Origin of the sequence: Pseudomonas sp. RGB, from assembly GCF_007713445.1 — a bacterium.
Classification (GTDB): domain Bacteria; phylum Pseudomonadota; class Gammaproteobacteria; order Pseudomonadales; family Pseudomonadaceae; genus Aquipseudomonas.
The window spans coordinates 245,454-259,454 of sequence record NZ_VMSH01000006.1; the positions used below are offsets into that span (position 1 = coordinate 245,454).

General features: G+C 59.1%; 9 protein-coding genes. 6 read left to right on the forward strand and 3 right to left on the reverse strand.

Translation table 11 applies throughout. The features are described from left to right. Nucleotides 1–181: 181 nt before the first annotated feature. The 3 genes from FPT15_RS15400 to FPT15_RS15410 all read right to left on the reverse strand — a co-directional run bounded on the left by FPT15_RS15400 (nt 182) and on the right by FPT15_RS15410 (nt 6,663). Complete coding sequence (locus tag FPT15_RS15400) at nt 182–1,153, reverse strand: hypothetical protein (protein ID WP_145162510.1); 972 nt, start codon at nt 1,151–1,153, stop codon at nt 182–184. Between the two features lie 195 nt (nt 1,154–1,348). Next, entirely contained in the window at nt 1,349–4,588 is a 3,240-nt protein-coding gene (locus tag FPT15_RS15405; RefSeq protein ID WP_145162513.1) for a hypothetical protein, read from the reverse strand. A 173-nt stretch (nt 4,589–4,761) separates the two neighbouring features. Next, on the reverse strand, nt 4,762–6,663 hold the full coding sequence (locus FPT15_RS15410; protein WP_145162516.1) for a sigma-54-dependent Fis family transcriptional regulator: 1,902 nt from the start codon (nt 6,661–6,663) through the stop codon (nt 4,762–4,764). 272 nt (nt 6,664–6,935) lie between these two features. On the opposite strand from FPT15_RS15410, the gene FPT15_RS15415 reads away from it, so the two are divergent. From FPT15_RS15415 to FPT15_RS15440, 6 genes are all read left to right on the forward strand, one after another. Beyond that, the gene (locus FPT15_RS15415; RefSeq protein WP_145162519.1) at nt 6,936–8,456 is read left to right on the forward strand and encodes an aldehyde dehydrogenase family protein; all 1,521 of its coding nucleotides are present in this window, start codon (nt 6,936–6,938) and stop codon (nt 8,454–8,456) included. Between the two features lie 219 nt (nt 8,457–8,675). Continuing rightward, complete coding sequence (eat, locus tag FPT15_RS15420; RefSeq protein WP_145162522.1) at nt 8,676–10,109, forward strand: ethanolamine permease; 1,434 nt, start codon at nt 8,676–8,678, stop codon at nt 10,107–10,109. 53 nt (nt 10,110–10,162) lie between these two features. Then, a complete protein-coding gene (locus FPT15_RS15425; RefSeq protein WP_145162525.1) occupies nt 10,163–11,557 on the forward strand; it encodes an ethanolamine ammonia-lyase subunit EutB in 1,395 nt (464 codons plus the stop codon). Continuing rightward, complete coding sequence (eutC, locus tag FPT15_RS15430; protein ID WP_145162527.1) at nt 11,554–12,384, forward strand: ethanolamine ammonia-lyase subunit EutC; 831 nt, start codon at nt 11,554–11,556, stop codon at nt 12,382–12,384. The genes FPT15_RS15425 and eutC overlap by 4 nt, the downstream gene beginning before the upstream one ends. Nucleotides 12,385–12,480: 96 nt before the next feature. Beyond that, nucleotides 12,481–12,939: an N-acetyltransferase gene (locus FPT15_RS15435; RefSeq protein ID WP_145162530.1), complete on the forward strand. Its 459-nt coding sequence runs from the start codon at nt 12,481–12,483 to the stop codon at nt 12,937–12,939. A 402-nt stretch (nt 12,940–13,341) separates the two neighbouring features. Continuing rightward, a complete protein-coding gene (locus FPT15_RS15440; RefSeq protein WP_106579396.1) occupies nt 13,342–13,998 on the forward strand; it encodes a DedA family protein in 657 nt (218 codons plus the stop codon). Nucleotides 13,999–14,001: the final 3 nt, after the last annotated feature.

Sequence of the window (14,001 nt, forward strand, 5' to 3'; positions counted from 1 at the left end):
GGAAAATCGCACTCTTTAGCTGCCGGCGTGCAGCGCTGACGGGGGTCAATCCCGAGGTCCGTTTACCAAAAAAGAAGTGCCGCCGCATACGCTGTGGTTGCCAGTACGCAACCCATCGAACACAACAGCACTTCTTTCATTGCTGGCTCCGTGGCTCGGAGCCTGGAACGTCGGCGATCACCTAGGCGGCGCTGGCCCTATGCTTGACTTTCATTGCCCCCATCAATGCGGTAAGGGCCGCCATCCTGGACTCCAAGCCAAGCGCCCGGCTTTTGATGTCGTCTTTTGCGGCACCGGTTGAGGCGGCCTGAAAGGAAATACTCAGCTTCTGCGCTTCGTTGGCAAATGCCGGCTCAATGTAATCAAGCATCTCCTCGAGATAATCCATTCGCTCTTCATTTGTTTTCGCTACCCATTCCAAGCCTGGCTGTACATGCGGCTCGGAACGAAGATCCGCCAAGGTATTCGCCAACAGGAATACGCTCTTCTGACTATGATCCACCAAACGCCCATCCTGAACACTTTGCTCGGTGGCGGCCGTCTGCGTCGAACTGATGAGGGGTTTTACAACCTCCAGAATGGCTCCGCTGACGACCACGCCGACCGTCGACAGCGGTACTGTGACCGCGGCCGTGATGCTGGCGACTTTTGCAATGTCCTTGCGCTGAAGTGGAAGCGCGCGGTCCGCTTTCGCACTGCTGGCTTTCACCAACTCTACTGCGTTTTCTTCCAGGCCCTGTGCAGAAAACGGTTCGACTTCCTGGCCCTCTACTCGACCGGGCGTCGGCTGCGCAAACAGCTTATCTCGCAATCCAGCATCTTTCTGGGCTTGCCATTCTTTTTGATGCTTGGCGTGATAATCAGCCATTTCCGGTGTGTCAGGCGTATCAGGTGCCTCTCCCGGCGTGCGGGTACCGCTCGCATGGCCTGGCGCGCTGAAGCCATTCACGTGTGCGTCCACGAACTGCTGATCATAGGCCTGATTGCCAGCCCCGGGTTTACTGCCTGCCCCGCCTTCCAGTTTCGGCGCGTCAATCACTCGCGTAGAACCGGAAGGAACACCCGAGACATCCACCCTGTTAAAACCCGTGGAGAAAAGATCGCCGATCTTTGAGAATGCCAATGGCCGCGAGATTGAATTTGAAAACATCATAATGATTTACCTAATGGTTGATTAACATTAGAAAGTCATCCATTTCCTTCATTTAATACGTGGCAAAACAACTAATAACGTTCCGACCAGAGCCCATAAATATACAACCGATTAATTAGCATACCACTTACCCACAGCCATAACTTCTCAAATACGAAGAGACTATCACTTAACACAATGTAACTACCTGCTAAATTATTTGGCCGCAGGGGCTATCGCACTCACTACACCAAACTGCAGCAACTGAGGCCCAAACGGCGTATTAGTGAGAATATTGTAGGCGTACCACGCACTTTTCTTGAAAACAGCAACCACGGGCACCCACAAATTATTGCTTTGCGTGCGATGAAACCCCTTAACGATATCATCGTCCTTATAAACTTTTGTCACATCATAGCTACGCCAGCGCCCTCTTAATCGGGACAACACCTCGTCGCCATGTTCAAGCACGTACTTGATATCTTTATACCCAGCGCTCGCCCCTCGATTAAGGTTTTTTGCAATATCGGCCGCATCGGTATAGCCCACCGAAGCGCCGACACCGGAAAAGACCGAACTCTTGATGACATTGCCGAGCGACTGACCGCCCTTGACTGCTTTTCGAGCCGTGTTAAGCGCCGGAAGCGCAAAGCCTAAAATATCGAAGCCGATATTAAAGATCGCGCCCGATACGTCACCCTTAATCGCGTCCTGAATACCGTCGTAGAAAGGGATAAGCCCAAGAAAAAAAGCCTTCAACTGTTTGTCGTAGCGCTCTCCCTTTTCTATCGCTGTCATGCCGGCCGCCTTGGACTTTAGCGCCTCATAGTCACGGGTAAAAAAGCTGGCTGCGGTGATACCAAGGGCACCGCTTTTGGCGGAAAAATACGTCCCGTGTAATGTACCGGGGCGTTCAAGGGGATCAGGCCCGTGGTGGGTCGCGCCGTATTGCGTATAGACGTTGTACGTGCCCGGAACACGGCCTTGGGTGCTCCCGCCAAAATAAGCGCCATCGTTAGCATTGGTGTGTTCACCCGGAAACCCGCTTTCCTTGACGAACCGCCCCAATGCCGGGAAGTAACTGTAGTAGCTGGCCTGGCCCGCACTCCCCGCTACTTTCATGAGCAAACCATGCCGGCCTTTGAGTGCCTCGATCTCTTGTACTGTGGGCGTTCGGGGCTTGATATCGGCGTGCAAGGAAAGCCCTGATACAGGCTCTGCACTGTTCCAGGATAATCCCGGTGCAGGCGCTGTATTGAGAAAGGGGCGAGACACCTCGATAAAACTGACCGCGGACTGTTCAATACGCGCTTGATCCTCCCTGGGTAAAAGCGAAAGCTGATACTTAAACTGAATGGCCCAGGCACTGTCGTGCGCCACTTTATAGTTCTCAAACGTTGTAGAAAATACCTGATTGATATTGGGAACAAGTTGAGTAAGGCGTGGCGTTATTGCCGCCCAAGGCAGCGCTTTGTTATTCAGCGACCGCCAGCGCTCTGGCTTGATCGGCCCGCTCATATAGACATCAAGCAGCGAAACAGGGTCATGTTTGACCCACGGTGCCTGCAATACTTTTTGGGTGGGGTCCAACTCAGGAAACACCCGTTTCAACTCAGCCGCCGCCAACTGCTCTCGCGTCGTCGCAGGCGCTGACAAGGTATCACGCGCCCATGCCAGCTCTTTTTGTTGTTTATTCAACGCCTCTTGGGAACGCTTGACGTCGGTGTACGTATAGTTGTGGTCGGGTTTATGCGCGATAACGCCGTTGGCCAGGCCCCAGGTAATAATTGCAATACCTGACGCAGCGCTCAGCTGATCCTCGCTTTCCAGGGATGTAAGCGGCGCTTCACCAAACGCCATGACCTGGCTGAACGTCATGTTCCCCGAAGCGCCAGGCACTTGTTGCTCTATACGTGAAACTTCGATGGAAAAGTTCGCCCATGTATGAGAGCCGTAAACAAGGTTAGGCGGTATGTCTTTTACCAAAAACTCCGGGGCGGCTGCCGCTAATAACAGCTGCGCAGCAAGAGGCGCCGCTTCAACCCCGACCTTACGCTCAAGGTGAGTGATGAAACTTTTGACGATGGTTGCCGGTGAGTAACCTGCGTTGTCCCTTTGATACAGGTTGTAGCCCGCCAGGTTGAAGCAAGACTTGCCCATTCCAGGATCAAGCTCATGCACCAGGGCGACACTTACACTCTCAATGACACTGGTGGGCGTCTGGATCACCTTGATCTTTTTTTGTATCTCCTGACCCAAGGCCCGCGCCTTGGGTGATCGAATCAGTTGGTCCAATGCCGACGCAGGGTTGCTCGCCATCGTCGCCCTGGTGGCCTGAGGAAGCTCACTGATCAACCCTCGTAACAAGCTGCCCGCACCGGCACCCGCTTGAGGATTTGAACGGTGGGTCACTTGGGCCTTGTGCCATTGAACTACCGTTGCGCGGACCTTGCGCAGTGAGGTTGCGCTCAATAAACCCGCGATCGGCCTTGCCCCACCTGCATTCGCCCGCGGCGCCCGATGGGCAAGGTCAAACGATAACGCCAGCGCCAAACCCTGGGCCTGCTGACTATTGACGGGCACTTTATGCCCATCCTGCCTGAGCATTTGCGCCACGCTCATCTGGCGGCGCTGCTCGCTGGCAAATCGGCTGGAACGCGGGTCGATCTGGAGCATGACCTGGTCCAGGTCGATGCTCCCGCTGGCGTCGTCTGCCTGAGACCTCAGCGCAGTCATGAGCGCATGACGGTCAGCGTCATCACCCAGCGCCGTCTGCTGCTGGGCCAACGCCTCTGCAGACCGCAGCGATGCATAAGCCGAGGGCGCGAATTCAAACAGCGCCTTATTCGCCAGCTTCTTGCGGTGCAAGGCCGCTTGCGCCGGCGTGAGGTCTATCGGCTGGTTGTAAAACCGGCCCACTGTGTACAACGGCACTTTGCCTTCCGGCCAGGGGTAACTGAACCCATGCCCGGGTTGAGGCGCGATCACCCTGGCAATCGACAACAGTGTTCGGGAAACATCGGACCACCCCGAATCGTCCCGCAGCGTAAAAGTCTGCACCTTGCCGTCGACGATGCCGGCAAGCTCCCCGCGTGCCGGGTCCAGCTGCATGCCCGCCGTATCAAGCCCCTGCCCTTTTGCCCATGCGAGGAACCCAGGGGCTTTGAACGCGCTGTCCAGCTGGGCGCGCCAACGCCCAAGCGTGGACCCCGCGGGCACTTGAACATCAGGCGACATCCCCGACGTCTGGTAGGAACGCGTGGCCAATGCGCTTGCGAAGAACCTCGCCAACTGGGTATCCCCCGTGGCACGGCACTCGATGCTGTCCGGCAACGCGGTATTGCGCGCCTGTCCAATGGCAGGGTTATCGGCAGGCGCCGGGGCGGACTTCACGACCGGCGCCGCTGCATGAGTTGCAAAGATTGACTGTGGACTAAACTTCGAAACATTAGTCATTCAACACCTCGCAGGCAAAACAGTCTGGCTGACTGTTCACGCACTGAGTGGTGCAACCGCCTACAAACATCACAACAGACTGCCGAAAAGTCTGCGTTCGGATATGTCAATTACTGTTTGTTTCTCTCTCTACATTACGCAACACATAACCGGCGTTAATGGCCTGATTAAGCTCAAGAACTTCGTTCAATCCCGTGTTTGCGCAACTTTCTGTAAAGCGTATTTCGGCTCACCCCCAAATGCTCAGCGGTGTGGGTCATGTGCCAATGGTGTTGCTGCAACGCTTCGAGCAAGGCCACGCGCTCCGCATCGTTCAAGGCAAGACCGGGAACCGGTTCAGAGGCCACGGCGGGGCGGGCCCGGCGAATGATTGGCGGCAAGTCGTCAAACCTGATTCGCCCATCCTCGGACAACGCCGCCAAGGTGCGTAATACGTTGCGCAACTGCCGCACGTTGCCCGGCCAGGCAAAGTCCAGCAGCGCCTGGCGCGCTATCTGGTCGAGCAACACGGCCTGCCCTGGCGCCTCATCGGCGAGCAAAAAGTCCAGCAATTGGGCTTTGTCGCTGCGCTCACGCAGAGGCGGCACGTCAATTTCAAGGCCATTGAGGCGGTAGTACAAATCTTCGCGGAAGCTGCCGCTGGCTACGCGCGCCAACAAATCACGGTGGGTTGCGCTAATGATCCGCACATTGATTGCTTGCGGCTCACCGCCGATGGGCACGACCAGACGGTCTTCCAACACCCTCAGCAGACGGGTTTGCAATGCGAGGGGCATGTCGCCGATCTCGTCGAGAAACAAGGTACCGCCGTCGGCCTGCTGTAACTTGCCGCGCATGCCTTCCTTGAGCGCGCCGGTAAAACTGCCGCCGCGATACCCGAATAGCTCGCTTTCGATCAGGCTTTCAGGGATGGCGGCGCAATTGAGCGCAACAAACGCCTTGTCGGCCCGCTGACTGGCCTGATGCACGGCCTTGGCGAAGGCTTCCTTGCCCGAACCGGTTTCACCGTTGATCAGCAACGGCACGTCACGTTCGAACACCCGCAGCGCCTTGCGAAACTCATTCTGCAGCACCGGGTCGCCCAGGCAGATGCCCGCCAGGCGCGGCGCCTCGGGCTTGGCCAGCGGTGCCGGTACGCTGCGCGCCTGGCCGCGCAATGCGGCGAATAGATGCCGGCCATCACGGGTACGCAGTGGCCAACTGGCCGTGGCGTTGGCGCTGGCACGGCCGAGCAGCTGATCAAGGGAACACTCGAAAAACGCTTCCACCGGTTGCCCCAGCAAACCGCCACGCGCCTGTGCCAGCAGGTTCAGCGCGCTTTGGTTGGCGGCGCAGATCCGCCCTTCGCCATCGAACGCCAGCAACCCTTCACTGAACAGCCCCACGGATTCGGCCTGCAGGTGAAAACGCAGCAACCACTGGTTTTCAAAATGACGCAGGAAGTAACAACTCTCGATCATCTTCGCTGACAGGTTCACCAGCGCCATGGTGTGGAATTGGCTCTGACGCGACACGGCTTCACGCGCCGACGACACGTCCAGCACGGCCAACAGCTCACCCTGAGGGTCGAACACCGGGCTTGCCGAACAGGTCAGGCCGGTGTGGCGGCCGCGAAAATGTTCATCACGGTGAATGGTCAGGGACTGGCGCTCCACCAGGCAGGTGCCGATGCCGTTGGTGCCTTCGCACGCTTCGCTCCAGTCGGCGCCCAGCCACAGCCCGGCGCGCTCGAAAATCTTGCGTTCCGAAGGTGCTGTCACACAGTTGAGAATCACCCCACGCGCATCGGTGAGCAATACCGCATGGCCGGCGCCGGAAAGCTGCTGATGCAGGCTGTTCATTTCGCTGCCGGCAATGTGCAGCACCTGCTGCAGGCGTTCGCGGCTTTCCAGCAGGCGGCCATGTTCGAGCACGGTGGGGGCGATGCTCAACGCGGGGTCGAGGTGATAATCCTCCAGGCAACGCAGCCAGGAGCGGGCGATGGACGGGTCGCTGCCGGGGCCTTGGGCAAGGTCCTGCCCACGGGTGACGGTGAGGACTTGCTGGGCATGGCGACTGAAATGATCGTTTTGCATGTTCTTATTATTCTCTCTGCGTGAGAACAGCCAGCATCCCCCAGCCATCCAGGCATTGCAATCCCGGGCAGACCCGCCGGTCACAGGCTGTACCGTTTATGGCACACACTGTCACCCCGCCTGTACCAGCCCTGTCACAGCAACGCTTTGCAATAAACCTCAAGCCCTTGATTTACCTGGCCTGCAAAGCAGTGGCCCGACCTTTGCTCTACGCTTTATCAAGCGCAACACCGCTGAACTCCAATAAACATAAAAGTCAGGAGATACCCACCATGCGTTATGCACATCCCGGTACTGAAGGCGCGATCGTTTCGTTCAAGGCCAAGTACGGTAACTACATCGGCGGCGAATTCGTCGCGCCGGTGGATGGCAACTACTTCACCAACACCTCGCCGGTCAACGGCAAGCCTATCGCCGACTTCCCGCGCTCCACGACCAAAGACATCGACAAAGCCCTCGACGCCGCCCACGCCGCCGCAGATGTCTGGGGCAAGACCTCGGCTCAGGACCGCTCGCTGGTGCTGCTGAAAATCGCCGACCGCATCGAACAGAACCTCGAACTGCTGGCCATCACCGAAACCTGGGACAACGGCAAAGCCGTGCGTGAAACCCTCAATGCCGACATCCCACTGGCGGCCGACCACTTCCGCTACTTCGCCGGCTGCATCCGCGCGCAGGAAGGCACCAGCGCCGAAATCAACGAACTGACCGCCTCGTATCACTTCCACGAGCCGCTGGGCGTGGTCGGCCAGATCATCCCGTGGAACTTCCCGCTGCTGATGGCCGCGTGGAAACTTGCGCCAGCACTGGCCGCCGGTAACTGCGTGGTGCTCAAGCCCGCCGAGCAAACGCCGCTGGGCATCAACGTGCTGATGGAGCTGATCGGCGACCTGCTGCCGCCAGGCGTGCTGAACGTGGTGCACGGTTACGGCAAAGAAGCCGGCGAAGCCCTGGCCACCAGCAAGCGCATCGCCAAGATCGCCTTTACCGGCTCGACCCCGGTGGGCTCGCACATCATGCACGCGGCGGCCGAGAACATTATTCCGTCCACCGTTGAGCTGGGCGGCAAGTCGCCGAACATCTTCTTCGCCGACATCATGAAAGCCGAACCGTCGTTTATCGAAAAGGCCGCCGAAGGCCTGGTGCTGGCGTTCTTCAACCAGGGCGAAGTGTGCACGTGCCCATCGCGCGCGCTGGTGGAAGAGTCGATCTACGACGACTTCATGAAAGTGGTGATGAAAAAGATCGAGCAGATCAAACGCGGCGACCCGCTGGACACCGACACCATGGTCGGCGCCCAGGCGTCCGAGCAGCAGTTCGACAAGATCCTGTCCTACCTGGAAATCGCCAAGGGCGAAGGCGCGCAGCTGCTCACCGGCGGCAAGGTCGAGCAGCTCAGCGGCGACATGGCCGGCGGGTATTACATCCAGCCGACGCTGCTCAAGGGCACCAACGAAATGCGCGTGTTCCAGGAAGAAATCTTCGGCCCGGTGGTGAGCATCACCACCTTCAAGGACGAAGCCGAAGCCCTGGCAATTGCCAACGACACCGAGTTCGGCCTGGGCGCCGGTGTGTGGACCCGCGACATCAACCGCGCCTACCGCATGGGCCGCGCGATCAAGGCCGGCCGCGTGTGGACCAACTGCTACCACCTGTACCCGGCGCACGCCGCGTTCGGCGGTTACAAGAAGTCCGGCGTGGGCCGTGAGACGCACAAGATGATGTTGGATCACTACCAGCAGACCAAGAACTTGCTGGTGAGCTACGACATTAATCCGTTGGGCTTTTTCTAACTTAAACCTGTAACGGGCGACCAGTTCTCAACTTGAAATGCAATCAAGTGTGGGAGCTGGCTTGCCTGCGATGGGGGTGTATCAACTAAGCGTGTGGTGGCTGACACACTGCTTTCGCAGGCAAGCCAGCGCCCACATTAGATCTTCGCAAGTACTCGCAACTCGCATTCGGCACAAAGAGGCCGAGTTAAAAACAATAAGAATGGACGGTACTTTCCCATGCCTAGCGAACCTACTGGCTCTTCCGTCGACTTCGAAAAAGTCGGCACCGACTACTTCCAACAACGCGAACTGAAAAAAGGCGCCGCCGGCTGGGTGCTGTTGGTCGGCCTTGGCGTTGCCTATGTGATCTCCGGCGACTACGCCGGCTGGAACTTCGGCCTGGCCCAAGGTGGCTGGGGCGGCATGTTCCTCGCCACCTTGCTGATGGCCACCATGTACCTGTGCATGTGCTTCTCCCTGGCCGAACTGTCTTCCATGATCCCCACCGCCGGCGGCGGCTACGGCTTTGCCCGCAGCGCCTTTGGCCCCTGGGGCGGCTTCCTCACCGGCACCGCGATCCTGATCGAATACGCCATCGCCCCCGCCGCCATCGCGGTGTTTATCGGCGCTTATTGCGAGTCGCTGTTCGGCATTGGCGGCTGGATGATTTACCTGGCCTTCTACATCATCTTTATCGGCATCCACATCTTCGGCGTGGGCGAAGCCTTGAAGCTGATGTTTGTGATTACCGCCGTAGCGGCGATTGCCTTGGGCGTGTTCCTGGTGTCGATGGTGCCGCACTTCAACGTTGCGAACCTGCTGGACATCCCGGTGACCGAGGCCAAAGGCGCCAGCACGTTCTTGCCGTTCGGCTACGTCGGCGTATGGGCGGCGATTCCCTATGCAATCTGGTTTTTCCTCGCCGTCGAAGGCGTGCCGTTGGCTGCCGAAGAAACCAAGAACCCCAAGCGTGACCTGCCTCGTGGCCTGATCGGCGCCATTGTGGTGCTGACCAGTTTTGCCCTGTTGATTCTGGTCATCGCCCCCGGCGGCGCGGGCACTTACGCGTTGATCAAGTCGGGCAACCCGTTGGTTGAGGCGCTGGCACTGTCCTACGGCGGTTCGACCTGGATGGGTAGCTTCGTCAACCTGGTCGGCTTGGCAGGCTTGATCGCGAGCTTTTTTTCGATTATTTACGCGTATTCGCGGCAGATCTTCGCCTTGTCCCGCGCCGGTTACTTGCCGCGCAAGCTGTCGCAGACCAACAAAAGCAAGGCGCCGGTGCTGGCGCTGGTGATCCCGGGCATCATCGGTTTTGGCCTGTCGCTGACCGGCCAGGGTGATTTGCTGATCCTGGTGGCGGTGTTTGGCGCGACCATTTCCTACGTACTGATGATGGCCGCGCACATCACCCTGCGCATCCGCCGCCCCAAAATGGACCGTCCGTACCGCACACCGGGCGGTATTTTCACCTCAGGCGTCGCGCTGGTACTGGCCTGCGTAGCGGTAGTGGCGGGCTTTCTGGTGGATCCACGGGTGGTGATTGGCGCCGCGATCATCTATGGAGTATTAATTGCTTACTTTGCTTTCTACAGCCGGCATCACTTGGTAGCAGGCACGCCCGAAGAAGAATTCGCCGCGATCCAGGCCGCAGAGGCCGCCTTGCACTGAATGCCGTAAACCTCGACGCGGGCAGCTGGCCCGCGTCGCCAAGGAGACACTGTATGGCAAGCTTTTCCCACGCGGTGGGTGCACAGACCTACCGCTTCGACAGCCTCAAGGACGTGATGGCCAAGGCCAGCCCGGCGCGTTCCGGGGACTTCCTGGCCGGCGTGGCCGCGCAGAACGACGGCGAACGCGTGGCCGCGCAGATGGCGTTGGCGAACATCCCGCTGAAACACTTCCTCGAAGAAGTGCTGATCCCCTACGAAAGCGACGAAGTCACCCGGCTGATCATCGACACCCACGATAAACAGGCGTTTAGCGTGGTTAGCCACCTGACCGTCGGCGGCCTGCGCGACTGGCTGCTCAGCGACGCGGCCGATGAACATTCCCTACGCGCCCTGGCGCCGGGGCTGACACCGGAAATGGCCGCCGCCGTCTCCAAGATCATGCGCGTGCAGGACTTGGTGTTGGTCGCGCAAAAGATCCGCGTGGTCACCCAGTTTCGCGGCACCATGGGCCTGCGCGGGCGCCTGTCGACGCGCCTGCAGCCCAACCATCCTACAGACGAACCGGCGGGCATCGCCGCGAGCATTCTCGACGGCCTGCTTTATGGCAACGGCGACGCCATGATCGGCATCAACCCGGCCACCGACAGCATCGCCTCGATCTGCGCCATGCTCGAGATGCTCGATGCGATCATCCAGCGCTACGAAATCCCCACCCAAGCCTGCGTGCTGACCCACGTGACCACGTCCATCGAGGCCATCAACCGGGGTGTACCGCTGGACCTGGTGTTTCAGTCGATTGCCGGCACCGAAGCGGCCAACGCCAGTTTCGGCATCAGCCTGAGCGTGCTGCAGGAAGGTTACGACGCGGGTTTGAGCCTGAACCGCGGCACCTTGGGCCAGAACCTGATGTATTTCGAAACCGGCCAGGGCAGCGCCTTGTCGGCCAACGCGCACTTTGGCGTCGACCAGCAAACCTGTGAAACCCGCGCCTACGCCGTTGCGCGGCATTTCAAGCCGTTTTTGGTCAACACCGTTGTAGGTTTTATCGGCCCCGAGTACCTGTACAACGGCAAGCAGATCATCCGCGCCGGCCTCGAAGACCACTTCTGCGGCAAGCTGCTCGGCGTGCCGATGGGCTGCGACATCTGCTACACCAACCACGCCGAAGCCGACCAGGATGACATGGACACCCTGCTGACCTTGCTGGGCGTGGCCGGGATCAACTTCATCATGGGCATCCCCGGTTCCGACGACATCATGCTCAACTACCAGACCACCTCGTTTCACGACGCGTTATACGCCCGGCAAACATTGGGTTTAAAACCGGCGCCGGAGTTTGAACAGTGGCTGGCCAAGATGGGCATCTTCACGCAAGCCGATGGCAAGGTGCACTTCGGCAACAGCCTGCCACCGGCGTTTCGCCACGCCTTGAAGCAATTGGGATGAAGGAGCCGCCTGTGCAAGTAGAACTGCCTGACAACCCGTGGCTGGAACTGCGCCGCCTGACCCCGGCGCGCATCGCTCTGGGCCGCACCGGCACCAGCATTCCCACCAGCGCGCAGCTGGACTTCCAATTCGCCCACGCCCAGGCGCGCGATGCGGTGCACCTGCCTTTTGACCATGAAGGCCTGAGCAGCCAATTGGCCGAGCGCGGCCGTGAGAGCCTGTTGCTGCACAGTGCCGCTGTTGACCGGCATATGTATTTGCAACGCCCGGACCTGGGGCGACGCCTCAGTGATGAGTCGGCGCAGAGCTTGCGCGACTACGCCGCCGCCAACCCTGGCGGGGTGGACCTGGCCGTGGTGGTGGCCGATGGGCTGTCGGCGCTGGCCGTGCATAAACACACGTTACCGTTTCTGACACGCATGGAAGAACAGACTCACGCCGAAGGGTGGTCCTTGTCGCCTGTCATCCTGGTGGAACAGGGCCGCGTAGCGGTGGCCGATGAGATCGGCCAATTGCTGGGCGCCAAGATGGTAGTGATTCTGATCGGCGAGCGGCCGGGGCTCAGCTCGCCGGACAGCCTGGGGCTGTATTTCACCTACAACCCCAAGGTCGGGCTTACCGATGCGTATCGCAACTGCATTTCCAATGTGCGCCTGGAAGGCCTGAGCTACGGCATGGCCGCGCACCGCCTGCTTTACTTGATGAAAGAGGCGTGTCGCCGGCAGCTGTCGGGGGTCAATCTCAAGGACGAGGCACAGGTGCAGACCCTCGAGTCGGATGATCCTGACCTGATGAAAGGCAATTTCCTGCTCAGCCCGCCGGAATGAACGATAGCCGCACGATTGCGCTTTTTCGCGCCATTAGGCAGCATCCGGTCACGGCCGCTTGTGTGGTCATCCCCCCTTTGGAAGTTGAGGCCTGGCATGCGGATTACTCAAGCGACCCTGGAACACTTAGACCTGTTGACCCCGTTGTTCGTCAAATACCGCGAGTTCTATGGCGCGCTGCCGTTTCCGGATTCATCGCGGGCGTTTCTGGAAAAACGCCTGCGCCGCAAGGAGTCGGTGATCTACCTGGCCCTGGCCGACGATGATGACAAGCGGTTGCTGGGCTTTTGTCAGCTGTACCCGAGCTTTTCGTCGCTGTCGCTTAAACGCGTGTGGATCCTCAACGATATCTATGTGGCCGAAGATGCGCGCCGGCAATTGGTGGCGGACAACCTGATGCGCACGGCCAAGAAAATGGCCAAGGAAACCCAGGCGGTGCGGCTGCGGGTGTCGACCAGCAGTGACAATGAGGTGGCGCAGAAGACTTATGAGTCGATCGGCTTCCGCGAAGATACGGAGTTCAAGAACTACGTGTTGCCGATCAGCGAAAACTGATAACGCCGAATGGCTTCGGCTTCCCCTTGTGGTGAACGGCCTTACAGTGGCGAGCAGGCTGAGTGTGGCGAGCGGGCTTGCCCCGCGTTGGGCTGCGCAGCAGCCCCAAAACCAAACGCCGAGTTATAACTGAAGGAATGCAGAACTTCTCGGGGGGCTGCTTCGCAGCCCAACGCGGGGCAAGCCCGCTCGCCACAGAAGGCCCGCTCCCCTATTTGAATCAATGTAGATCGGACATACCCACGACATGCCCCGCTACAAAACCCACACGCTTTTCACCTCTCAATACGTATAATGCGGACCTTTCAGGGTTGTAAGAAATACGGCATACACTTGTAGCCTTACTTACCCGTAGACCCCGCACTGGCCTGCTGAGCCGGGCCATTCACACAGGTGCCATCCATGGATTTCAACCCGCTCGACCTTATCCTGCATCTCGACGTGTACCTCGACATGCTGGTGAGAAACTACGGAGTGTGGATCTACGCCATTCTGTTCCTGGTTATCTTTTGCGAAACCGGCTTGGTGGTCATGCCATTCCTGCCCGGTGATTCCTTGCTGTTCATCGCTGGCGCTATCGCGGCAGGCGGCGGCATGGACCCGATCCTGTTGGGCGGCTTGCTGATGCTGGCGGCCATCCTGGGTGACAGCACCAACTACGTGATCGGGCGAACAGTGGGAGAACGCTTGTTCAGCAACCCGAACTCGAAAATCTTCCGCCGCGACTACCTGCAAAAAACCCACGAGTTCTACGACAAGCACGGCGGCAAAACCGTGACCCTGGCGCGTTTCCTGCCGATCCTGCGCACCTTCGCACCCTTCGTCGCCGGCATCGCCAAAATGCCTTACCCGCGCTTCTTCGGGTTCAGCGTGTTCGGTACCGTGCTGTGGGTCGGCGGCCTGGTGACCCTGGGTTACTTCTTCGGCAATGTGCCGTTCATCAAGAAGAACCTGTCGCTGCTGGTGGTCTTTATCATCCTGCTGTCGCTGATCCCGATGATCATCGGTGTGTTCCGCAGCCGCTTTGGCCGCTCGTCCTCCGAAGCCAAACCGCAGTAACCT

Coding starts and splice junctions, on each gene's coding strand:
- FPT15_RS15400 (WP_145162510.1), bottom strand. CDS start 1,153: ATGATGTTTTCAAATTCAATCTCGCGGCCATTGGCATTCTCAAAGATC.
- FPT15_RS15405 (WP_145162513.1), bottom strand. CDS start 4,588: ATGACTAATGTTTCGAAGTTTAGTCCACAGTCAATCTTTGCAACTCAT.
- FPT15_RS15410 (WP_145162516.1), bottom strand. CDS start 6,663: ATGCAAAACGATCATTTCAGTCGCCATGCCCAGCAAGTCCTCACCGTC.
- FPT15_RS15415 (WP_145162519.1), top strand. CDS start 6,936: ATGCGTTATGCACATCCCGGTACTGAAGGCGCGATCGTTTCGTTCAAG.
- eat (WP_145162522.1), top strand. CDS start 8,676: ATGCCTAGCGAACCTACTGGCTCTTCCGTCGACTTCGAAAAAGTCGGC.
- FPT15_RS15425 (WP_145162525.1), top strand. CDS start 10,163: ATGGCAAGCTTTTCCCACGCGGTGGGTGCACAGACCTACCGCTTCGAC.
- eutC (WP_145162527.1), top strand. CDS start 11,554: ATGAAGGAGCCGCCTGTGCAAGTAGAACTGCCTGACAACCCGTGGCTG.
- FPT15_RS15435 (WP_145162530.1), top strand. CDS start 12,481: ATGCGGATTACTCAAGCGACCCTGGAACACTTAGACCTGTTGACCCCG.
- FPT15_RS15440 (WP_106579396.1), top strand. CDS start 13,342: ATGGATTTCAACCCGCTCGACCTTATCCTGCATCTCGACGTGTACCTC.